The organism is Dysgonomonas sp. HDW5B, from assembly GCF_011299335.1.
Lineage (GTDB): Bacteria > Bacteroidota > Bacteroidia > Bacteroidales > Dysgonomonadaceae > Dysgonomonas_A.
Genome location: NZ_CP049858.1, coordinates 1,383,434 through 1,405,280, shown reverse-complemented (window position 1 = coordinate 1,405,280; position 21,847 = coordinate 1,383,434). Strand labels below are relative to the sequence as shown.

At 37.0% G+C, this 21,847-nt stretch carries 21 protein-coding genes; 15 read left to right on the top strand and 6 right to left on the bottom strand.

Annotated features, from left to right (window positions below; all coding sequences use genetic code 11):
- Window positions 1-154: 154 nt before the first annotated feature.
- The 3 genes from G7051_RS05785 to G7051_RS05775 all read right to left on the bottom strand — a co-directional run bounded on the left by G7051_RS05785 (window position 155) and on the right by G7051_RS05775 (window position 2,936).
- On the bottom strand, window positions 155-730 hold the full coding sequence (locus tag G7051_RS05785; protein ID WP_166199004.1) for a tetratricopeptide repeat protein: 576 nt from the start codon (window positions 728-730) through the stop codon (window positions 155-157).
- A 71-nt stretch (window positions 731-801) separates the two neighbouring features.
- Window positions 802-2,376 (bottom strand): Rne/Rng family ribonuclease, encoded by a 1,575-nt coding sequence (locus G7051_RS05780; protein WP_166112339.1) that lies wholly within the window; start codon window positions 2,374-2,376, stop codon window positions 802-804.
- A gap of 284 nt (window positions 2,377-2,660) precedes the next feature.
- Window positions 2,661-2,936, bottom strand: coding sequence for an HU family DNA-binding protein (locus G7051_RS05775; protein WP_026627129.1), 276 nt, complete (start codon window positions 2,934-2,936; stop codon window positions 2,661-2,663).
- Window positions 2,937-3,119: 183 nt separating this feature from the next.
- Here G7051_RS05775 and mutY point away from each other — a divergent pair, with 183 nt between their 5' ends.
- The 12 genes from mutY to G7051_RS05710 all read left to right on the top strand — a co-directional run bounded on the left by mutY (window position 3,120) and on the right by G7051_RS05710 (window position 17,345).
- The gene (gene mutY / locus G7051_RS05770; RefSeq protein ID WP_166199003.1) at window positions 3,120-4,223 is read left to right on the top strand and encodes an A/G-specific adenine glycosylase; all 1,104 of its coding nucleotides are present in this window, start codon (window positions 3,120-3,122) and stop codon (window positions 4,221-4,223) included.
- Window positions 4,224-4,262: 39 nt separating this feature from the next.
- Window positions 4,263-4,754 carry a low molecular weight protein-tyrosine-phosphatase gene (locus G7051_RS05765; protein ID WP_166199002.1) on the top strand — a complete coding sequence of 164 codons (492 nt, stop codon included), beginning with the start codon at window positions 4,263-4,265 and terminating at the stop codon, window positions 4,752-4,754.
- Between the two features lie 133 nt (window positions 4,755-4,887).
- On the top strand, window positions 4,888-5,793 hold the full coding sequence (locus tag G7051_RS05760) for a DMT family transporter (protein ID WP_166199001.1): 906 nt from the start codon (window positions 4,888-4,890) through the stop codon (window positions 5,791-5,793).
- A 174-nt stretch (window positions 5,794-5,967) separates the two neighbouring features.
- The gene (gene dut / locus G7051_RS05755) at window positions 5,968-6,399 is read left to right on the top strand and encodes a dUTP diphosphatase (RefSeq protein WP_166199000.1); all 432 of its coding nucleotides are present in this window, start codon (window positions 5,968-5,970) and stop codon (window positions 6,397-6,399) included.
- Window positions 6,400-6,429: 30 nt separating this feature from the next.
- Window positions 6,430-8,184 (top strand): tetratricopeptide repeat protein, encoded by a 1,755-nt coding sequence (locus tag G7051_RS05750; RefSeq protein WP_166198999.1) that lies wholly within the window; start codon window positions 6,430-6,432, stop codon window positions 8,182-8,184.
- A 14-nt stretch (window positions 8,185-8,198) separates the two neighbouring features.
- Window positions 8,199-9,035, top strand: a complete 837-nt coding sequence (locus G7051_RS05745) for a DUF4292 domain-containing protein (RefSeq protein ID WP_166198998.1) — start codon at window positions 8,199-8,201, stop codon at window positions 9,033-9,035.
- Window positions 9,036-9,235: 200 nt separating this feature from the next.
- Complete coding sequence (locus G7051_RS05740) at window positions 9,236-10,618, top strand: murein hydrolase activator EnvC (RefSeq protein ID WP_166198997.1); 1,383 nt, start codon at window positions 9,236-9,238, stop codon at window positions 10,616-10,618.
- On the top strand, window positions 10,603-11,493 hold the full coding sequence (locus tag G7051_RS18270) for a WxcM-like domain-containing protein (RefSeq protein ID WP_255493332.1): 891 nt from the start codon (window positions 10,603-10,605) through the stop codon (window positions 11,491-11,493). Before G7051_RS05740 ends, G7051_RS18270 begins: the two co-directional genes overlap by 16 nt.
- 38 nt (window positions 11,494-11,531) lie before the next feature.
- The gene (locus G7051_RS05725; protein WP_221412926.1) at window positions 11,532-12,479 is read left to right on the top strand and encodes a GNAT family N-acetyltransferase; all 948 of its coding nucleotides are present in this window, start codon (window positions 11,532-11,534) and stop codon (window positions 12,477-12,479) included.
- Window positions 12,479-14,137 carry an amino acid permease gene (locus G7051_RS05720; protein ID WP_166198996.1) on the top strand — a complete coding sequence of 553 codons (1,659 nt, stop codon included), beginning with the start codon at window positions 12,479-12,481 and terminating at the stop codon, window positions 14,135-14,137. The genes G7051_RS05725 and G7051_RS05720 overlap by 1 nt, the downstream gene beginning before the upstream one ends.
- A 4-nt stretch (window positions 14,138-14,141) precedes the next feature.
- Window positions 14,142-15,239, top strand: a complete 1,098-nt coding sequence (locus G7051_RS05715) for a DegT/DnrJ/EryC1/StrS aminotransferase family protein (RefSeq protein ID WP_166198995.1) — start codon at window positions 14,142-14,144, stop codon at window positions 15,237-15,239.
- A 123-nt stretch (window positions 15,240-15,362) separates the two neighbouring features.
- Complete coding sequence (locus tag G7051_RS05710; protein ID WP_166198994.1) at window positions 15,363-17,345, top strand: KUP/HAK/KT family potassium transporter; 1,983 nt, start codon at window positions 15,363-15,365, stop codon at window positions 17,343-17,345.
- Window positions 17,346-17,478: 133 nt separating this feature from the next.
- Here G7051_RS05710 and G7051_RS05705 read toward each other — a convergent pair whose 3' ends face one another.
- On the bottom strand, window positions 17,479-18,546 hold the full coding sequence (locus G7051_RS05705) for a M20 family metallo-hydrolase (protein ID WP_166198993.1): 1,068 nt from the start codon (window positions 18,544-18,546) through the stop codon (window positions 17,479-17,481).
- Window positions 18,547-18,697: 151 nt separating this feature from the next.
- Between G7051_RS05705 and G7051_RS05700 the strand changes: the two genes are divergently transcribed.
- The 3 genes from G7051_RS05700 (at window position 18,698) to G7051_RS05690 (ending at window position 20,872) form a co-directional block, all read left to right on the top strand.
- Complete coding sequence (locus G7051_RS05700; RefSeq protein ID WP_166198992.1) at window positions 18,698-19,438, top strand: RHS repeat domain-containing protein; 741 nt, start codon at window positions 18,698-18,700, stop codon at window positions 19,436-19,438.
- A 98-nt stretch (window positions 19,439-19,536) separates the two neighbouring features.
- The gene (locus tag G7051_RS05695) at window positions 19,537-20,025 is read left to right on the top strand and encodes a pyridoxamine 5'-phosphate oxidase family protein (protein ID WP_166198991.1); all 489 of its coding nucleotides are present in this window, start codon (window positions 19,537-19,539) and stop codon (window positions 20,023-20,025) included.
- A gap of 355 nt (window positions 20,026-20,380) precedes the next feature.
- Entirely contained in the window at window positions 20,381-20,872 is a 492-nt protein-coding gene (locus tag G7051_RS05690) for a metallophosphoesterase (RefSeq protein WP_166198990.1), read from the top strand.
- 6 nt (window positions 20,873-20,878) lie between these two features.
- Here G7051_RS05690 and G7051_RS05685 read toward each other — a convergent pair whose 3' ends face one another.
- Window positions 20,879-21,241, bottom strand: coding sequence for a hypothetical protein (locus G7051_RS05685; RefSeq protein ID WP_166198989.1), 363 nt, complete (start codon window positions 21,239-21,241; stop codon window positions 20,879-20,881).
- Window positions 21,242-21,288: 47 nt separating this feature from the next.
- A complete protein-coding gene (locus G7051_RS05680) occupies window positions 21,289-21,846 on the bottom strand; it encodes an RNA polymerase sigma factor (RefSeq protein ID WP_166198988.1) in 558 nt (185 codons plus the stop codon).
- Between the last annotated feature and the right edge of the window lies 1 nt (window position 21,847).

Sequence of the window (21,847 nt, the reverse complement as noted above, 5' to 3'; positions counted from 1 at the left end):
TCAAAAAGTACCATAAAAAGAATTGGAATCTTAGTTGATCTTTTCGTTTGGAAAAAGACTTGCAAATATACTAAGTTCTGCATAATTATATGGCTCAAGAATCCTTTAAAATTTAAATATTGAGCTGTGTTATGAGATTTAGGGAAAGATCATTTTATCCGACCGAGTCTTTAAAGGTTGGTCTTGTTGCATTCCCTGAAATAACATCCTCTATTTTCTTCTTTATTCGGATGTTGATTTGGTCAGAAGGCTCTATAGACAGAGCTTTCTCTATGAATAAAAGCGCCTCCTCGTCTTTTCCGAAAATCAGAAGATTCATACTGTGATTTCCTAATACACCAATGTTATCGGGTTTGCGGCGGACTGCTTCGAGTGAATATTCGAGTGCCTTCTCGGTATTATTTAAGTGCATCGCTACTAGTGAAGCCTCCTGTGGTAAGGTATGGTTGCTGTGTTCGTAAATTAGAGCCTTTTCGAAATAAGATAGAGAGTCTTCGTATTTGCCAAGTCGCTGATAAAGTTTGCCAATAAAAAACAAAGAAGGGAAATGTTCAGGAACAATCTCCAGTGCTTTCTTGAAAAGATCAATGGATTTTTTAATTTTTCTTTTCTCGAAGAAATTTGGACTTTTTGGTGTATATCCTTCTAATATTATAAGCCCCTCCATTTTTTTGCAAGCGTCATCATAAAAGGAATTGAATTTGTTTATTTCTTTTTCAGTTAAATTCATAAAGAAAGACATTCAGTTAGTGAATATATTGTAAAAAACGGGTGAATTCTAGTTGAATCCACCCATTTATATTATTTGAGCTCAATCTCTTGTTTGAGATCTATTTCTTCTTTGTTCTGATCAAAGAACCGATATTCGAGAAATGCTAGACTTTGGTCAGGAATAATTTTCATTCCAAAGCTGTATTTCCACTTCCACCTTAATTTCAAGGATGGGAATCCTTTGTCAATAAATGCTGCAACATAAGGGTGTACATGCAGGGTGAATTTCTTCACATTTAGTTTTTGAACTAAATAACTTATCTTAGATCGTAAAGAATCTGTAAATAAAATAGATGGTTTTATCTCACCTTTTCCAAAGCATGTAGGGCATGTTTCGGTAGTATCTACTACCATTTCGGGGCGTACGCGCTGGCGCGTGATTTGCATCAGCCCAAACTTGCTCAATGGCAATATATTATGTTTTGCTCTATCATTAGCCATTAACTCCTGCATTCTGGCAATCAGTTTGCTGCGGTGTTCGCCTTCCGACATATCTATGAAGTCGATGACAATAATTCCTCCCAGATCGCGGAGGCGTAGTTGTCGGGCAATTTCTTCTGCAGCTGCCGAGTTTACTTCCCATGCATTATTTTCCTGTCCTGCTTCTTTATTTTTTGATCTGTTACCGCTATTTACATCTATTACGTGCAAAGCTTCGGTATGTTCTATGATCAAATAAGCACCATTGCGGAACGTTACAGTTTTCCCCAGAAGTGCTTTTATCTGTTTTGTGACAGCAAAATTGTCGAAGATAGGTAGTTCGTCTGTATAAAGCTTAACGATATCTCTTTTCTCAGGATCTATAATACTGATATAATCCCTGATTTGGTTATGTACTTCCTTGTCATTTACATGAATAGCCTGAAACGATGGGTTGAATACATCCCGAAGGAGTCCCACAATACGTCCGGTTTCTTCATATATTAATGTCGGAAGTTTTTCCTTTTGAATTTTAGGAAGATTGTCCTCCCAACGCTTCACTAACGTTTTAAGTTCGTTATCGAGTTCGATAACTTTTTTTCCTTCGGCTACTGTACGAACTATTACACCGAAGTTTTTAGGCTTTATACTTTGAATAAGTTGACGAAGTCTGGCTCTTTCTTCTTTGGATTTTATTTTTTGTGAGATGGATACCTTATCATTGAAAGGTATCAGTACCAGAAACCTGCCCGCGAATGACAATTCCGATGTTAGTCTCGGTCCTTTGGTTGAGATAGGTTCTTTGGCTATTTGCACCAATATTTCCTGTCCTACTTTAAGTACGTCGCTAATGCTACCATCCTTATCGATATCCGCTTCGAGCGGCATCTTGGGGATTAGCGGGAATTTTTTTGTGTCAGCTAAGGCTTGTTTGTAGAATTTATCTACAGATTTGAATTGTGGACCTAAGTCTAAGTAGTGAAGAAATGCATCTTTTTTGTACCCAATGTCTATAAAAGCAGCATTCAATCCGGGCATAAGTTTTTTTACTTTCCCGGCATAAATGTTGCCAACTGCAAACGATATATCTCTTGCCTCTTTCTGAAGTTCGACAAGTTTCTTGTCTTCCAACACGGCAATAGAAATCTCTTGCGATTGAACATCAACTACAAGTTCGCTATTCATTTTCTATTACTTGTGACTATTAAAATTTGTACCGATACAGTTTTCAGGCTGTATATTCTAAGACTATGATATTCTGAAATGCACAAAGAACAAACTTAAAATTTTATGATAGATTTAAGTTTGTTCTTGTTACTTTTTCTAAAATAAGACGTAAAAAAGATTATTTTTTCTTTTTATGTCTGTTTTTTCTAAGTCTTTTTTTGCGTTTGTGCGTAGACATTTTATGTCTTTTTCTTTTTTTACCGCTTGGCATATCTTTTATATTTTAGAAATTAATACTCTACTTATTTTTTGACTTGATTTACAAAAACTTTAGCAGGTTTGAAAGATGGAATATTGTGCTCTGGGATAATGATTGTTGTATTCTTTGAGATATTACGAGCAGTTTTTTGAGCACGCTTCTTCACAACAAAGCTGCCAAAACCTCTCAAATATACATTCTCGCTTTTACTTAGAGAGTCTTTTACTACTTCCATAAAAGATTCCACGGCTGTTAGAACGGTTGCCTTATCGATGCCAGTATTTTTAGCAATTTCGTTAACGATATCTGCTTTTGTCATTTTTGTATTTCCTTTTATTGTTAATTACTAATTTTTTGGACTGCAAATATATAGCTTTTTTATTTCCTTTAAAAATAAATGAAAGGCATTTTTCATTAAAAACTAATTATTTTCTCATTGAGCTTGAATATTGAAGTATCTTTGTGTCGGATTTAACTAAAAATCAATTTTAAATATTTATAATTGGAAACAAGTCATTTAGATACCAAAAATAACGATTATTTTATTAGTCATATATTAATAAGGTGGTATAAGCAGAATAAAAGGGATTTGCCGTGGCGTGAGACTAAGGATCCTTACTTTATTTGGTTGTCGGAAATAATACTGCAACAGACACGTGTAGTTCAGGGATACGATTATTATATGCGCTTTACTAAAACATTTCCAACGGTGGCTTCTTTAGCAAATGCAGATGAGGATGAAGTTCTCAAATTATGGCAGGGATTAGGGTATTATAGTAGAGCCCGTAATCTCCATGCAGCGGCAAAGGTAATAATGTCTCAATATGAAGGGTTGTTTCCTACTGCTTATAAAGATATTTTGTCATTGAAGGGAATTGGCGAATATACGGCAGCAGCTGTAGGCTCATTTGCTTTCGAATTGCCTCATGCTGTGGTCGATGGTAACGTCTTTAGGGTTTTGTCCCGTTTATTTGCTATAGATACCCCAATTGATTCAACTCAAGGGAAAAAGCTATTTACTAATCTGGCCAATGAGCTTTTGGATGTTAATAATCCCGGAGCACACAATCAGGCTATAATGGAACTTGGGGCTTTGCAATGTGTCCCCGTTTCTCCTGATTGCTCTGTTTGTCCGTTATCAGATATTTGTTTGGCATTCAGTCAGGGGAAAGTATCATCTTATCCGGTGAAGCAGGGAAAGACGAAAGTCAAAGAACGATACTTTAATTATCTGGATATACGATTTGGTTCCAATATGTTCCTGAATAAACGAACAGGTAATGATATCTGGAAGAATTTATATGAATTGCCTCTCATTGAAACTGATGAGAAACTGACATTGGATGAATTGCAGAAAACAGATGCATTTCGTCAAATGTTCGAAAATGCAGGCGATATATCTATTCATCCGATGGGTATAACTTTGAAGCATGTCTTGTCTCATCGAATAATTTATGCCAATTTTTATACAATAGAAATAACAAAAGATACATTAATGAAAGAGCAATTTCTAAAAATTGAGAAAGCTGATTTATTTAATTTTGCTATCTCGAGATTGGTTGATCGCTACTTCGAACACCTTAATCAGGGTGATTTATTCGCATAAGAGTTGTATATTTGTATCATTTTGTAATTAAAAAGAAGAATGATGGAAAGAGAAAAATACAAAATATTGTTCGTTTGTTTGGGAAATATATGTCGCTCTCCGGCCGGAGAGGGGATAATGAAACATATTATTTCAAAGAAGGGATTAGGTGATAAACTAGAAGTGGATTCTGCCGGAACATCAGGTTATCACGATGGTGACTTGCCCGATCAGCGTATGCGACGCCATGGAGCACGTAGAGAGTACGTGTTTAATTCGCTTTCCCGAAAATTTACGGTTAATGATTTTGACGACTTTGATATCATTCTGGCTATGGACGATAGTAATTACAGCAATATAATGAGACTAAGTCCCGATCTGGAATCACAGAAGAAAGTACACTGTATGGTGGAGTTTTCACAGAAACACGGATACGATCATATTCCCGATCCATACTACATGGGATCGGATGGTTTCGAATTGGTTTTAGATCTACTGGAAGATGCCTGTGACGGGTTGATGAAACATATCGAAGAAACAGTTATTAAGTAGTAGCTGATTTTTGTGCAAGAGATTTGTAATAAAGTGCAGGTTGCAGTATTTACTGACCAAAGAAATAAAATAGGTCTGCAGCCTTTTTTTGAAAAACTCGAAAGAAGAGTTGAGAAAGAGATAAAATATATATATGAATAATAAGTCAATAAAAGGTATTTTACTTGTTGCTATTGGAGCTTCAAGTTATGGAATTGTAGCTACATTTATAAAAAAAGGATTGGCAGATGGTTATACAACCGCCGAGCTTACGTTTGCACAAGCGCTCGTTGGAGCTTCAGTAATAATATTGTTAAACTTGATATCGAATAGGGTATCGTCTTCAAAAGCAATAAATCGTCCCTCTCGAAAAGATATTTTTAAATTAATGCTTGGCGGTATTCCGTTGGGGCTGACAAGTACCTTTTACTATCTCTCGCTAAGATATATTCCCGTTTCGGTATGTATTGTGATGCTGATGCAGTCTGTTTGGATAGGCGTTGTTGTGGATCTTTTGGTAAATAAAATAAAACCTGCACCGATTAAGCTAGTTTCTATTTTGATTGTTTTGATAGGTACTGTTTTAGCAACAAATGTATTGAATGCTGATGTTGAACTCGATTGGCGTGGTATTTTCTGGGGATTTCTGGCTGCCATATCTTATAGTCTGACATTCTTGGCTACCAATAATATAGCTACGGGTTATCGTCCGATGGTACGTAGTATGTTTATGCTGATAGGCTCCTTAATTATGGTGTCTATGGTGTGGGGGTACTCGTTGATGCAAAAATTCGATCCCAGTGTATTGTGGACTTGGGGACTTATTTTGGCATTCTTCGGAACAGTTCTTCCTCCTTTGTTGTTTACAAAGGGAATGCCTTTGGTGGGAGTAGGTTTAGGCGGTATTATCGCTTCCATAGAACTTCCCGTTTCGGTAACTATGGCTTATCTGTTTATACATGAGACTGTCAATGTATATCAGTGGATAGGTATTGTATTAATTCTTTTTGCGATAGCATTAATGAACATTTCGTTTATCAAAATGTTGAAACCTAATTAAATGTTAAGTTTTTGATGATTTGCTGTATCTTTGATAAAGAATTAATTAATTTCGCAACAGATTGAACAGCAGAATGCACAACATAGGGTCTCAGGCCTATTTATTGCTTTGGTAAGCATAATGGCGAGAGGCAGTTATAGTTGTGAAATGTAACAATAAATATTAGTGCTACTTATGCAAGTAAAAATTATAAATAAATCGGCTCACTCGCTTCCTGAATACGCTACAGAGTATTCGGCAGGGCTAGATTTGAGAGCAAATATAGACGTGGATATAGTGCTGAAACCTTTGGAGAGAAAATTAATCCCAACAGGTTTGTTTATCGAATTACCTAAAGGATACGAGGCTCAGATACGTCCTCGAAGCGGATTGGCATTGAAGCATGGACTTACTGTCTTGAATTCGCCGGGAACTATTGATGCTGATTATCGTGGCGAAATACGTGTAATACTTGTCAACCTATCCGGCGAACCTTTTACTATCCAGAACGGAGAACGTATCTGCCAGATGGTTATTGCTGCTCATGCTACGGTGGAGTGGGAGGAAGTAGATACAATAGACGAAACGACGCGCGGAGCAGGTGGTTTTGGTCACACCGGAAAATAAAAACAGCAAAACACTAAGCACAAAACATATATGTCAAAATGTAAATATCCGATTCTATTCCTTATAGTATTTGTTTTAGGCATCAATAATATATTTGCTCAGACAGCTTCTGCGGTTGTAACCGAATCTCTTAGCTTGGACGATCAACGCAAATTTGACTATTATTTTTATAATGCCATGAATAGTAAATCTATTGAGCAATATGGAGCAACTTATGATTATCTCCAATATTGTATGAAGATAGATTCGACAAATGCCAGTGTATTATTCGAATTGGGTAATTTCTTCAACTCTATTCAGAATAAAGACGAGGCGTATACCTATTATAAAAAGGCAGCAAATTACGATCCTGACAATTTTTATTATAATATGGCTCTTGCAGCATCTTATGCCGAGAGACAGGAGTATAAGGATGCGGCAGCGATTTATCAAAAATTGATTAATCTCAATACTTCAAAAATAGAATTGTATATGTACCTGTCGGAGGTATATCGTCTTGATGGTGATTTAAACAACTCTATTCAAGCGTTAAATGATTTGGAGCGTACTATGGGTATGAACGAAAAAATTACTATCCAGAAGTTCAAACTCTACTCAGCTCTTAATGACAAAAAAAAGGCATATGCAGAGGTGCAAAAATACATAGATAAATACCCTCAGGAAATAAGATATTATATATTGCTGGGTAATTTATACTTGCAGGATGGGAAGACCAAAGAAGCTTATGTTGCTTTGACCAAAGCTAAGTCGATAGACCCCGAAGATCCCTATCTGATTACATCGATGGCTAATTACTACCAGACTATTGATGATCAGCCGAAAGCTGAAGCCGAACTTCGTGCAGCTCTATTTAGTGCCAAAACAGATATTGATACTAAAATAGGGATATTAAGTCAATACATCGGAATCTTACAACAGAACAAACAGGATTTGGCTCCGGCTAATGCCCTTCTTGATTCTTTAATGATAGAGTTTCCCCAAGAGGCAAAGTTTAACTTGCTTTATGGTAATCTGCTGATGGTTCAGGATAAGAAAAAAGAGGCTAACTTTCAATATCGTGTTTATGCAGAATCTGATCCTACTAATCCTGTGGGATGGGAACAATTGCTTCAATCGACAGATGTAGATAGCATAGATGCTCTTATCGATGTATGTAAATCAGCTATAGTATATTTGCCCGAAGAACCTTTGTTTTACTTCTACTTATCGGTGGGTGAATATCAGAAAAAGGAATTTAAACAGGCTCTCCAAACTTTAAACAGAGGAATCGGTTTCGCAGAAAATAATCCACGTTTACTATCTGAGTTTTATGGTCAGAAGGGTAGTATCTATTATGAATTGAAACAGCAGGACAGTGCTTTTATCGAATTTGATAAATCGTTGAAATACAATCCTCAAAATCTGGGGGTGTTAAATAACTATAGTTATTATCTGTCGCTTACTCATAAAGATCTGGATCGTGCGGAAAATATGAGTAGCATTACAATAAAAGCAGAACCCACCAATCCAACGTACTTGGATACATATGGCTGGATATTATTTATGCAAGGTGCTTATACCACAGCTAAAATATATCTTGAAAATGCTGTGAAATACAGCGAGGAAAAAGAAAAAGAGATTAGTGCCGAAGTGTTGGAACACTATGGTGATGTCTTATATATGACTGATGACAAGGAAAATGCTGTGATATATTGGCAGAAAGCCAAAGAGAAAGGCAGTGAATCTAAAACTCTGGATAAAAAGATAGAAACAAAAACGTTTATTGCTCCTAATCCTATAAAATGATGAATGCAAATAGCATGAAAAATATCTATAAACTCGTTTTCTTTTTCAGTCTGATTGCTTTGGTTTCGTCTTGTAAATCGTCTAAGTCAATCGTAAGCAACGATGGGTCGGTGGTTGCTAAAACACACGATCAGGTTGTAAAGGATGTGCTATCTGCCGAAACAGACTATAAAACAATCAGTGGTAAGATTGCTTTGGAGATGATATCCGGATCAAAAGAATCCGGAATGAAAGTGAATAGCCAATTGAAGATTGTGAGAGACGAGATAATACAATTATCGATACGGGCACCGTTTATTAATTCAGAAGTTTTCAGACTAAGTATCACTCCCGATTCGGTATATGTTATAGACCGTTTGTCTAAGAAATATGCTGTTGAGAACATAAAAGATCTTGAGCAAGAACGAGGAATACAGTTTAACTACAACAATCTGCAAGCGTTATTCACAGATGCGTTGTTTATTCCGGGAAAGAGTAAGGTCGGTGGTGCTGACTACAATCTATATGATATCACGATGAATGGTGGAAAGTACCATCTGGAAACAAAAGATAAAGCAGGCTTGTTGTATCGTTTTGTAATTGATCCGAACGATCGGGTTTCCGAAACACATATAACAGCCCGTGATGGAAAATATTCATTGAGGTGGATATATCGTGATTTTGTAAAAGAAAGTGCATCTTTGTATCCGACTACAATGGAGGCTAATGTCGATTTCAATAAGAAAAAAGTCAAACTGATAATGTCTAATTCGGGATTGGACTTTGATAAAGAACTGACTGTAGATAATAGTTTACCTGCTAAATATACCAGAGTTTCGGTATCAGATATTCTGAAAAACTATATTAAGTAAAAGTAAATATTTAAGAATATATTTAAAATCATAACTATCTATTGTTTTTAAATTTGCCAAAGCAATAAATAGTTCAGTGAATTTAAGTAAGTTTGCTATCTTTATTTCGTGTAAGCAATTCTATGTGAATAGTTATTCAATAAAATAATAAAAAGGTCTGTGACCTTAAACAAACAGGTCGATGACCTTCAATGACTAAGATGAGATCAGTACTTGTTTTATTTATATTATTTCTTTCAACCCTATTTGTTTTTCCCCAGTCGAATAAAATAAAAGATCTGGAGAATAAGAGAAAATTGGCTTTACGCGAGATAGAAAGTACAACGTTATTGTTGAACGAAACAAAGAAAAATACATCCACATTATTAAGCAGAATCAATCTCTTGACGGAGCAAATAAGTTCACGTCAGCGGTTGATTTCGTTGTTAAATGACGAGATGAGTGCAATTGCCGAGCAGGAAGCTGCTACGGAAAAAGAGATAGTTATACTTACGGCTAATCTAAAGGGGCAGCAGAAATCGTATGCACGAGCGGTTGAGGGAATTGTTCTGAGAAAACAAAGTGGTAATAAATTATTATTTGTACTCTCAGGAAGTTCTTTAGCTGAATCTCTTCGCCGTATGAAGTATTTGAAAGATTACTCACAATGGCGTGATAATCAAATCACAGAGATTAAGGAAAAACAAAAACTTTTGCAGGAAAAAAAAGCGGCTCTCGAAAAATCAAAGGCTGAGAAAAAGGCTTTGTTAGGGAATCGGGAAAAGGAGCAAACCAATTTGCAAAAAGAAGAACAGGTTCATAAACAGGAGGTTTCGGATGCAAGTAAAAAGCAAAAGGAATTACAAGGTATTTTGCAAACCAAACAAAAGCAAGCCGATAACCTTAATGCTCAAATAGAAAAACTTATAGCACAAGAAGTGGCTCGTCAGGAGCGTGAAGCACAACGCCTTGCAGAAGAGCAGGCTCGTAGAGAACGTTTAAAAAGAGAGCGTGCCGAAAGAGCCGAAAAGGCAAAACGTGAAGCTGCAAGAGCAGCCAAAGTACCGCCGAAAACAGAGTCACCAAAAGAAAAAGAGGTTTCACCAAAGGTTGAAACGGAAGCTCCATCGAGAGAGACCGAAGAGGTGGCTATGGCTACTCCGACTGTGACAGCCGAAAATTTTAAATTATCATCTAATTTTGCTGCAAACAAAGGGCGTCTGCCTATGCCTGTAACAGGTAGTTATAGTATCGTCGGGCGTTTTGGTACACAGCAAAACAGTCGATGGCGAGTGACAACCAATAGTAATGGTATTGATATACAGGCAAGAGCGGGAGCACAGGCTCGTGCCGTTTTCGGAGGAGAAGTCTCTCGTGTTGTTGCATTCCCAGGATTTAATAACTGTATTATTATACGGCATGGAGGGTATTATTCGTTTTACGGAAATATTCAACAGATATTTGTAAAGCAGGGACAAAAAATTTCGGCAGGACAAGCCTTGGGTACAGTTTATACCGATTCGGATACAGGAAACTCTCAACTGCACTTCCAGTTGTGGCAGGGAACAACCAAATTGAATCCTGAGCCGTGGCTTCAAAAATAAAAATAAAAGAGCGAATCTTGGATCTTCCCAAAGTGGAGGATGCAAGAGGAAATCTTTCTTTTATTGAAGAAAGCGGACAAATTCCGTTCAAAATAGCTCGTGTTTATTGGATATATGACGTTCCTGCCGGACAGAAAAGAGGTAGTCATGCCTTCAAAAATCAGGAAGAAATTATCATAGCACTTTCCGGTAGTTTTGATGTTGTTCTGAATGATGGAAAAGAAACCCGCCGTTATCAATTGAACAGAGCATATAAGGCATTGTATGTACCCGCTAAGATGTGGCGTACTTTAGAAAATTTTGCTACAAACTCAGTCTGCCTTGTTATATCCTCAGGGGCTTACGATGAAAGCGAATATATTCGAAACTATAGACTTTTCAAGCAATTTATAAAAGTCGGTGAAATTCAATCGGAGACTATTGAATCTGTGGCTTTACCAACTCCAATAATAAAAATTTTACCACAGAAAAATACAGTTTTTGGTTGTTTGCCTGTTGAATTGCCAACCATAAGAAGCAGGGCAGGTAACTTAACTCCTGTACACTGTTCGGTAGATATACCTTTTGATGTTAAACGCGTGTTCTTTGTATATGACATTCCTTATGGAAAAACGAGAGGAATGCATGCACATAAACAGTGCCATCAATTTCTGGTAGCAGCCAGTGGCAGTTTTGATGTAGAGTTGGATGATGGTAAACATAGAAAAACAATAACTGTAAACAGACCGATACAAGGCATACATGTTTTGCCCAGAATATGGTCTAAAGAATATAATTATTCATCGGGAGCTATTTGTTTAGTTTTGGCTTCTGAAATATATACGGAAGAAGACTATATTCGCAGATACAGCGATTTCAAAAAGATAAGGTCTTAGAGACTTGATTTTTTAAGTAGAAGAAAAGATTCATTGATATGTCAATCAGAATTGAAAAATATAATACCGAATATAAGTCCGTTTGGGATGACTTTGTGTCTTCTTCCCGAAACGGTACTTTTTTATTTTACAGGGATTATATGGAGTATCATTCCGGTCGGTTTCACGATTATTCTTTGATGTTCTTCGATAAGAACAAGCTGATTGCTCTACTTCCGGCAAATATATCGGAACAAGTATTCTACTCCCATCAAGGCTTAACCTATGGAGGCTTAGTTCTTTCGGAGGATACTAAAACACCTCAGACAATTGAGATAATAGATACAGTTGTAAAGTATCTGCAAGAAAACAAAATAAGCAAGATTATATATAAACCGATTCCGCATATATACCATCGCTACCCTTCTGAGGATGATTTATATGCCCTCTTTAGAAATAAAGGAACACTATTGTCGAGGACGATATCTTCAACAGTTGATCTTTCCGCCAAGCTGGGCTATTCGGAACTACGAAAAAGACAACTTAAGAAAGCCGAAAAACAAAATCTCATTGTTTGCGAATCGGATTCTTTACCCGAATTCTGGGCTGTTCTCGAAGAGAATCTGAAAGAAAATCATCAGGCAGTTGCCACTCATTCATTAGACGAAATAGCGTATTTGAGGAATCAATTTCCCGATAATATCCGATTATTCTGCACTTTAAAAGAGAATAGGATTTTGGCGGGTTGCTTAATTTACGAAACAGTTACAGTAGCTCATACTCAATATATATCGGCTTCAGAAGAAGGAAAAGAGGCTGGTGCATTAGACCTGTTATTCGACCACTTGATAAATAAGGTTTTCGTCAAGAAGAAGTATTTCGATTTTGGAACATCTAACGAAGATAGCGGTCATTTTCTCAACGAAGGCTTGATTTCCCAGAAAGAAGGTTTTGGAGCGAGAGGTATTGTATACGACACCTATCAAATAAATATAACACTACAATAATGGATTTAAACTCCCTGTTTAGGAGAAAAGATATAACTAAAGGAGGTCATGTAGGAGAAATTCAGGATCATGGACTTAAAAGAGTATTAGGCGTTAAAGATCTTACCCTGTTTGGTATTGCGGCAATAATTGGAGCCGGTATTTTCAGTACAATCGGTCGGGCAGCTTTTCAAGGAGGCCCTGCGGTTTCATTGCTTTTTGTATTCGTTGCCATTGCCTGTGTTTTTACAGCTTTATGCTATGCACAGTTTGCATCGATGATATCTACAAGCGGTAGTGCTTATACCTATACTTATGCAACATTAGGTGAAATCTTTGCTTGGGCAATAGGTTGGGCTCTTATTCTCGAATACTCGGTATCAAATATGGTTATTGCCATCTCCTGGTCGGGATACTTTACTACGATGCTCGAAGGATTTGGTATACACTTTCCGCATTACCTCTCTATAGGCTATTTAAGTGCCTACGAGTCTTATCAGAAAGTCATAGCAAATATACCCGATCTTCCTACCAATGTTATACAATCTGCTGAAATATACCGTAGTGCTCCTGAAATTTTCGGATACAAAATACTGATTAATTTACCTGCGGGAGGTATTATTATACTTCTTACATCATTGGTTTTTGTTGGCATCAAGGAATCAAAAACAGTAAATAATCTTTTGGTTTACCTTAAAGTCGGGATTATCTTGTTTGTAATTCTAGCCGGATTTTTCTTTGTGAAGCCTGCTAATTGGTCTCCATTTGCACCCAATGGGGTAGGCGGAGTATTAGGCGGAGTTGCTGCTGTCTTTTTCTCATTTGTCGGGTTCGACTCAGTTTCTACTACAGCCGAAGAATGTAAAAATCCACAACGTGATATGCCCCGTGCCATGCTTTATTGTTTAGCAGTATGTACTATATTATATATTGCAATAACACTGGTGCTGACTGGTATGGTTAGCTACAAGGAATTGGGTGTTGACGATCCTTTAGCGTATGTTTTTCAACTGGTCGATATGGATTTTATTGCAGGTGTTATATCCGTAAGTGCAGTAATAGCCATTACGAGTGCCATATTAGTATTCCAGATTGGGCAACCCCGTATCTGGATGACAATGAGCCGCGATGGTCTTCTCTGGCCTAAGTTTGGTAAAATTCATAAGAAATTTAAAACTCCTGCTTTTGCGACTATTATTGCAGGGATATTGGTTGCTGTACCTTCTTTCTTTCTCGATATGCAATTTGTGGTAGACCTAACGAGTGTGGGTACATTTTTCGCCTTTATACTAGTCTGTTCCGGAGTTCTATATCTCGATTATAAGGGATATAGTAAAAAAGCAAAATTCAAAGTACCTTATGTAAACGGACAATATATTGTTTTTATTTTGCTTCTTATTGCATTTGGTATTTTTTTGTTGAAACTCGATTACAAAGCGATTCTTCAAGAGAAACCACTCTTGATTGTCTTTTGGATAGCTTGGGCGGGGCTTTCTGTTGCAGCTTATAAATTAAAGTTTTCGTTACTTCCAACACTGGGCATATTGACAAATTTGTATCTTATGACCGAATTAGGATTGTCCAATTGGCTTATGTTTTTAATGTGGCTGGCAATTGGCTTGTCTATCTATTTTTTATATGGATATAAAAAGAGTAAATTAGCCATCCATAAAGTGTAAGTATATGATTCCTTTTCTTGACCTCAAAAAAGTAAATGAGAAATATCAATCGGAGATTGAACAGGCTGTTTTGCGAGTTGTTCGTTCGGGCTGGTATATATTGGGAGAAGAGGTAAAGCAATTCGAAACTTCGTTTGCCGATTATTGTCAGGTCAATAACTGTATAGGTGTTGGTAATGGCTTGGAAGCTATTAAACTCATTCTATGTGCTTATAAAGAATTGGGGATAATGAGTGATGGCGACGAGGTGATAGTGCCCGCCAATACATACATTGCTACAATCTTGGCAATAACCGAAAGCCGATTAACTCCTGTATTGGTAGAACCTGATATTCGAACCTATAATATTGATCCTGAAAAGATCGAAGAAAAAATAACATCAAAAACTAAGGCTATTCTGCCTGTTCATCTTTATGGGTTATCTTGCCCGATGAATGAAATAAATAAGATTGCCCAGAAATACAATCTAAAAGTAATTGATGATGCTGCTCAAGCCCATGGAGCTATTTATCAGGGGAAGCCTGTAGGTGGATTGTGTGATGCTACAGCTTTTAGCTTTTATCCGACTAAAAATCTGGGAGCATTGGGTGATGCAGGTGCAGTAACTACAAATGACACTAAATTAGCGGAGGTTATCAGAGCTTTAGCGAATTACGGGACAGAAGCTAAATATATCAATAAATACAAAGGATTTAATTCTCGCCTCGATGAGGTACAAGCGGCTGTATTATCTGTAAAATTGAAATATTTACAAGATGATATCAAATACCGACAAACATTGGCAACTAAGTATTTTACGGAGATTGTAAACGAGAATATTATATTACCCTTTGCAGACACTATTACAGAGCATTCTTTTCATATGTTTGTGGTACGTTGCGAACGAAGAGACGAACTCCAAAAATATCTGTCGGATCAGAATATTCAAACTCAGGTGCATTACCCTTTACCGCCACACAAACAAGAGGCTTACAAGGAGTGGAGCAATCTGTCGTTTAGTATAACGGAAAAAATCCATAAAGAAGTACTGAGCTTACCATTAAATACGGCATTGACACTTTCCGAGGTTACAGCCATAATTAGTTGTCTCAATAAATTCTAGACTTTTATCGGGATTCTCAGCTAATAATGTTTAAGGAATGAGTAGTCTTTTTTATTTTATGGTGAAGTAAGGTGTTCTGTTCAAAAAAAGATATACATTTGGCTATTTTTTAATGAATAAAGTATGAGTAGCAATAAAAGGCATAAAGTACCTTTCGGACCGATAGGTATAATTATGGCAATCGGAGTAGTATTTGGCGATATAGGAACATCACCGCTCTATGTGATGAAATCGGTATTGGAGGCACTTCCGGATAATCAACTTTCTCGTCCTGAATATATTATTGGTGCAGTATCTTGTGTAATCTGGACTTTAACTATCCAAACTACCCTTAAATACGTAATTCTTACACTGAGAGCCGATAACAAAGGTGAAGGAGGAATCTTGGCTTTGTATGCACTCATCCGGCAGAAATACCGTTGGGCTTATGTGGTTGCGGCTTTAGGTGCTGCTACTTTATTGGCTGATGGTGTAATTACTCCTGCAATGACGGTTATTACCTCTATGGAGGGATTAAATAATATTGTTCCCGAAGTACCAATTGTTCCCGCTACACTCCTCATTGTTATGGGGATATTCTTGATACAACCTCTGGGTACAAGCTCATTGGGGAAATATTTCGGAACAGCCATGCTTGCTTGGTTTGTTATGATAGGTGTTGTCGGACTAAGTCAGTTTGTGCTCGATCTCAGTGTTATAAAAGCATTCAATCCACTCTACGCTATTCGCTTTCTTATAGAAGCCCCTCATACCATGTTTATTTTAGGTGCGGTTTTCCTTTGTACGACGGGAGCCGAAGCCTTATATTCGGACCTTGGGCATTGCGGACTCAAAAATATTCGTATTTCGTGGGTTTTCGTTAAAATTACATTGATTCTTAATTATTTAGGGCAAGCAGCTTGGATTATAGATAACCCATCTCTCGTTCATCATGGAATTAACCCTTTCTTTAGTATGATGCCTTCGTGGTTTAGCTTTATTGGGGTTGCCATGGCTACTGCTGCTTCTATTATTGCCAGTCAGGCACTTATAAGTGGGTCGTTCACCGTTATTAGTGAGGCTATATCGCTGAATCTTTGGCCTAATGTGAAGATAAAATACCCGACACATATCAAAGGGCAGATGTATATTCCATCGGTCAACTTTACGATGATGATATTCTGCGCTATAATCATCATGATGTTTCAGTCTTCTTCAAATCTTGAGGCTGCATACGGATTGGCGATTACATTGAGTATGTTGATGACCACCATGTTACTCTACCTTTATTTCAAAGAAACGAAAAAACCGGCTTGGTTTAGTATTCCCGTTTCGCTATTCTTTTTCATTATAGAGTTTAGCTTCTTTGTAGCCAATATGCAGAAATTTGCACACGGAGGTTTTGCTTCTATTCTTATAGCAGCAATCATCTTCTTCATGATGTATTCATGGTTCAACGGTCGTCGTATCAAGAGACGTTATACAACCTATGATCAGGTAAACGAACCTTATTTAGCACATATACAGGAAATAAGTGAAGATACTTCAATACCCAAAACAGCAACTAATCTGGTTTATATAACCAAGGCGAATAATAAGCATGCCTTGGAAAGTAAAATAACTTATTCACTATTTAAAAAATTCCCCAAAAGGGCTGATACATATTGGTTTGTGCGTATCAAAAGAACAGATGCTCCTTATGAGTTTAGCTATGATGTGAAGACTTTTGTTCCCGGAAAAATCTTTAGAATCGACCTTCGGGTTGGCTTTAAAGTAGGTATACATACCGATAAGTACGTACGTTTGATATGTTATAATATGGAGAAGAAGAAAGAAGTCGATCTGTCTTCACGCTTTCCCTCGATGCACAATGCAAAAGGAGATTTCTCTTTTATTGTTGTTGATCGTATATTCCGTAATATTGAACTGGAACCCCGTCAACGTATTATTTTGGCTTGGTATAACCTGATTAAGCGATTCAGTACATCCGATACGCAAATGCTCGATCTTGATCCTTCTTTTGCAGTGGTGGAAACTGTGCCTTTAGTGAATGTACATCACCAGGATGATATTCTTGAAAGGTTGATAACGCAGTCTGATTTGGCAGATCAAGGCGAAACGTCTTAACTATTAAGTAAAGAATAAAATTTATTGGTATATTTTATACTTGTAACAATCTATAATTGTTATACTTGCCAAAGCAATAAATAAGGTCTGTGACTTTAATATTTCCGAAAGTAATAAAAAAAGGTTTGAGACATTAGATGCTCAAACCATTCAATAACTTGTAGTAGTATTCTATTGCTTCCCTTATTTCATCGGGTTTTATATACTCATCCGCAGTATGTGAACGAGCTGAATCTCCGGGACCCATCTTTACCGAAGGAAACGGCATGAGTGCCTGATCCGATAATGTGGGTGATCCATAAGGTTCTCGGCCTAGAACTATTGCACGTTGTACGAAAGGATTTTCAATCGCAATTTTTGATGAATTAAGCCGGTATGAACGAGGTATAACTTCACATTCGGTATGTTTATTTATAATCTCAAATAACTGCTCATTGCTATAACACTCGTTGCTGCGTACATCTACAACAAACGAACACTTATCGGGTACTACATTGTGCTGAGTTCCTGCATTTACCATTGTAACGGTCATTTTTACCGGACCCAGAAGATCGCTCACATTTGGAAATTCGAAAGTGCGGAACCATTCTATGTCTTTCATCGCTTTATAGATGGCGTTTACCCCTTCGTTACGGGCAGCATGCCCCGATTCTCCTGTCGCAACACAATCTAACACCATTAAGCCTTTCTCGGCTATGGCAGGATGCATTTCTGTGGGTTCGCCTACTATCGCAAAGTTTGGCGTGGGTATATCCTTTAAAGCAGATTCGATTCCGTCTTTTCCTGAAACCTCTTCTTCACAAGAAGCCAGAAATATAAGGTTATAATCTTGTGGCTTCTGAGTCACAAGAAAAAAAGTATGCATCAGACTGACTAAACTTGCTCCTGCATCGTTACTGCCTAATCCGTACAAGCAACCATCTTCTTCAATCGGCTCAAAAGGGTCTTTAGTCCATCCCGAAACCGGTTTTACCGTATCGATATGTGAATTTAATAATATGGTGGGTTTTGCATCCGAAAAACCGGGCGATTTAATCCAGATATTATTGCCTTTTCGTTGAGTGGTGAAGCCTGCTTTTCGGATATATGATTCTATCATATCGGCTACTTCATTTTCCTGCCTGCTGTATGAAGGAATGCTGATCATGTTTTTCAACAGATCTACTGCATCGTAAAATAATTCGTCAATATCTTTTTCCATAACAAAAACAAAGATAAAATATTGGCTCGAATAATAAGTTCGAATGTTCTAAATTAAGAAATAGACGATCTATTTATTTATAAAAATACGTACGAAATAATATCTTTGTATGTATTCTTAACAAACATGTACAAAACAAAAAATTAATCCTATGAAATTTTATTTCTTAACGCTAATTGCTTTAGTGTCTTTTTCTCTTGTTTCTTGTGATGACGATAATAATGGAAATGATGAAACAGGTGGTGTTTATCTGCCCGATGTCATTGTGAATAAATCGTTGGAAGAGGGCTATGATGGTATTGCAACTCTCTACTTTCGGTATGATGCACAAAACAGGCTTACTTATATAATTCAAGCTATGGGTGAAGCTACTGCCGAAGCGGGCGATACTATCAGTTTTAATTATGATTCGCAAGGGCGTTTGTCGTATGTTGTGTCAGCCGATACTGCTAAGTTCACTTACGATGGTAATAAAGTGTTTTGCATAAGCCCTTCTGAAGATGGTTTTTACAGAGATACATTGGAGTTAGGCAGTAAGGGCGAGCTGCTGAAACTATACAATGCAGAGGTAGTGTATACTTATGGGTATGATGCGAAAGGAAACATGGATAAGTATACCGTAAAAGATATAAATGGAAACGTAATTCATACTACCACTTTAACTTACGATGACAAGAATGGTCTATTTAAGAATATCAAAACACCATCTTGGTTTTTTATAAGAGAGCAGGCATTTCCTTTGTGTTTTATAAATAATACTTTGCAGGAGGTAAAGGACTCCGTTGCAGATATATTTACGCTTAAATACAATGATGCGGGATATCCTACAAGTGTAGAGGTTAGTGGAAGCAGTAAATTTCTTTTAACGATCGATTATCTGACAATAAAATAAGAAAGTTGTTTTAAACGATTCATTTTAGAAGCACGGCTTTTTATTAAGCCGTGCTTTTTGTACTTTTACACTTGATCTAATCCAGATACAAGAAAAATATGGTTACTATTACAGTTGAAGAAAGAGAATTCATTGAGAAAACGATAAAAGAATGTAAAGAGTGTTTCATCGGGTTGATAGATACCGATGGTTTACCTTATGTTATTCCTATGAATTTTGGATATAAGGATGATGTGGTATATCTGCACTCCGGACCCGAAGGTTCAGCCGTTCGGGCAATAGAAAATAATCCGAATATATGCATAACATTTTGTACTCCTTCCGAAATTACGCATCAGCATGAAGAAGTTGCCTGTAGTTACAGAGTCAAGGGAAGCAGTGTCGTTTGTCGTGGAAAAGTGATCTTTATAGAAGACTTCGACGAAAAGGTGGAGATACTTAATATATTGATGGAGCAATATTCGAACCGACCTTTTAAGTATTCGGAACCTGCTGTTCGGAATGTGAAAATATGGAAAGTACCTGTTGATAAGATTACGGGTAAGGTATTTGGCGTACCTTATAAAGAGTCGCATCATTACAAATAAGATAGTATTCTGCTATGTTCTTTTATCTATAGATAGACAGAGAAAGCGTTCTTTTTAGTAAGGTTACCAATGGTTACAAACAGACAATAAATAGTTGTCACTTTTGTAACCTTTGTCACTTTTTTTCTTTTTAAGTATTTAGTATATAGTGGTGTAAGAGTATTGGGTACAATAAAATGTATTTTCGGTGTCACTTTTGTCATTTTTGTCACCTTTTTACGTGTAATTTATTTGCTATGAGTTGTTTAATGTTTTGGTCGAAGTTGTATGAAATGTCACTTTTGTCACTATCTCGGATTAGTTATACTTAACTCCCTGTAGCAATTAAAAAGTTGCAGACTTTATAAAATAAAGAATGAAGAAAATAGGATTGCTTTCAGATACCCATAGTTATTGGGATGAGAAATACAAGCACCATTTTGCCGATTGTGACGAGGTTTGGCATGCAGGAGATATAGGTTCGTTTGATTTGACTCTTAAATTTGAGGCATTCAAACCTTTCCGTGCAGTATATGGCAATATTGATGGAGTCGATATAAGAGCAGCATATCCCGAATTTCTACGGTTCACATTAGAGGGTGTAGATGTTTTGATGACTCATATCGGAGGCTATCCGGGTCGTTACGATCCTAAAGTGAGGAATATTTTGCAAGTAGATCCGCCCAAGTTATTTATTTGCGGACATTCGCATATACTGAAAGTAATGTATGATAAGAAATACAACTGTTTGGATATAAATCCCGGTGCAGCCGGAAAATACGGCTTTCATAAAGTAAGAACCTTGTTGCGGTTTGTTTTAGATGAGGGTGCGATAAAAGACCTGGAGGTAATAGAGCTTTCGGAATGAAAGCTCTTATTTCTTATGCTTGTAATGTCGTCTGTCATCAAATGTAGAGATTAGCAGAAATACGCTGCATGCCGATGTTATAAGTATCATAGGCATAAATAAGGCAGGCGATCGTAAAGCCTCAGATCCAGAAGTAAAATATACGCCGATACCCAAAACGGCTATCAAGGAGTACATAACTCCCAGTATCGATAGTATATTTCCGAATCCGGAACGGGTTTTTGTTGCTTTTTGTTTCGATAAAGCTTTTTCGGTCTCAATCTGTTGCATGATTCTAAACTTCAGATTGTTGCTTGCCTCAAGTCTTGTTCCGGATAATAAGTCTCGGAATTGGCTATCTTCTATATTGTTTTTAATATCCTTTTCCATATTATAAATGTAATAATTTATTTATATAAGCAGAGAGGTCTGTGACTTTAAACTTTTTCATAATGCATCATAGTTCCTATAATATCGGCAAATCGTTTTCGAGCCCGATGTAATTTCACTTTAATATTCGACTCTCCCAAGCCCGTTATCAGGACTATGTCTTTTACCGAGTTCTCTTCCAGATAATACAATGTAAGCAGCAGGCTTTCGTCTTTAGGCATTTTCTCTAAAGTCTCATTTATAACAGCCTTTTTTTCCTGTTCATTAATCCTTTCGAGTGTATCCCATTCGGAAAAAGAACTTTCGGTATCCATCTGTTGATAGTCTACAAATTCGGTACTGAATCCCGAACTGCTTATATGAGTCAGGGCAGTATTGTATACTATTCGGTAAAACCAGGTCGAAAATTTGCTGTCGGTTCTGAATGTATGCAAGTTATGAAAAGCTTTTACATAAGCATTCTGCACGATATCCTCGGCATCCTGCTTATTTCCGCAGATACGAAAGGCGATGGTTATTGCCATATCCTGATAAGTATCCACAAAATAGGTAAAGGCGGACGTATCCCCCTTTAAAACCTGTTTTATTTTTAGCTTTTCATCCATT

Excerpts from the sequence above, each read along its gene's own strand:
- G7051_RS05775 (WP_026627129.1), bottom strand. The coding sequence starts at position 2,936 with ATGACAAAAGCAGATATCGTTAACGAAATTGCTAAAAATACTGGCATC.
- G7051_RS05685 (WP_166198989.1), bottom strand. The coding sequence starts at position 21,241 with ATGGAAAAGGATATTAAAAACAATATAGAAGATAGCCAATTCCGAGAC.
- G7051_RS05750 (WP_166198999.1), top strand. The coding sequence starts at position 6,430 with ATGTCAAAATGTAAATATCCGATTCTATTCCTTATAGTATTTGTTTTA.
- G7051_RS05760 (WP_166199001.1), top strand. The coding sequence starts at position 4,888 with ATGAATAATAAGTCAATAAAAGGTATTTTACTTGTTGCTATTGGAGCT.
- G7051_RS05765 (WP_166199002.1), top strand. The coding sequence starts at position 4,263 with ATGATGGAAAGAGAAAAATACAAAATATTGTTCGTTTGTTTGGGAAAT.
- dut (WP_166199000.1), top strand. The coding sequence starts at position 5,968 with ATGCAAGTAAAAATTATAAATAAATCGGCTCACTCGCTTCCTGAATAC.
- G7051_RS05745 (WP_166198998.1), top strand. The coding sequence starts at position 8,199 with ATGAAAAATATCTATAAACTCGTTTTCTTTTTCAGTCTGATTGCTTTG.
- G7051_RS05680 (WP_166198988.1), bottom strand. The coding sequence starts at position 21,846 with ATGGATGAAAAGCTAAAAATAAAACAGGTTTTAAAGGGGGATACGTCC.
- G7051_RS05710 (WP_166198994.1), top strand. The coding sequence starts at position 15,363 with ATGAGTAGCAATAAAAGGCATAAAGTACCTTTCGGACCGATAGGTATA.
- G7051_RS05780 (WP_166112339.1), bottom strand. The coding sequence starts at position 2,376 with ATGAATAGCGAACTTGTAGTTGATGTTCAATCGCAAGAGATTTCTATT.
- G7051_RS05700 (WP_166198992.1), top strand. The coding sequence starts at position 18,698 with ATGAAATTTTATTTCTTAACGCTAATTGCTTTAGTGTCTTTTTCTCTT.
- G7051_RS05785 (WP_166199004.1), bottom strand. The coding sequence starts at position 730 with ATGAATTTAACTGAAAAAGAAATAAACAAATTCAATTCCTTTTATGAT.
- G7051_RS05695 (WP_166198991.1), top strand. The coding sequence starts at position 19,537 with ATGGTTACTATTACAGTTGAAGAAAGAGAATTCATTGAGAAAACGATA.
- G7051_RS05715 (WP_166198995.1), top strand. The coding sequence starts at position 14,142 with ATGATTCCTTTTCTTGACCTCAAAAAAGTAAATGAGAAATATCAATCG.
- G7051_RS05725 (WP_221412926.1), top strand. The coding sequence starts at position 11,532 with ATGTCAATCAGAATTGAAAAATATAATACCGAATATAAGTCCGTTTGG.
- G7051_RS05690 (WP_166198990.1), top strand. The coding sequence starts at position 20,381 with ATGAAGAAAATAGGATTGCTTTCAGATACCCATAGTTATTGGGATGAG.
- G7051_RS05720 (WP_166198996.1), top strand. The coding sequence starts at position 12,479 with ATGGATTTAAACTCCCTGTTTAGGAGAAAAGATATAACTAAAGGAGGT.
- G7051_RS05705 (WP_166198993.1), bottom strand. The coding sequence starts at position 18,546 with ATGGAAAAAGATATTGACGAATTATTTTACGATGCAGTAGATCTGTTG.
- G7051_RS05740 (WP_166198997.1), top strand. The coding sequence starts at position 9,236 with ATGAGATCAGTACTTGTTTTATTTATATTATTTCTTTCAACCCTATTT.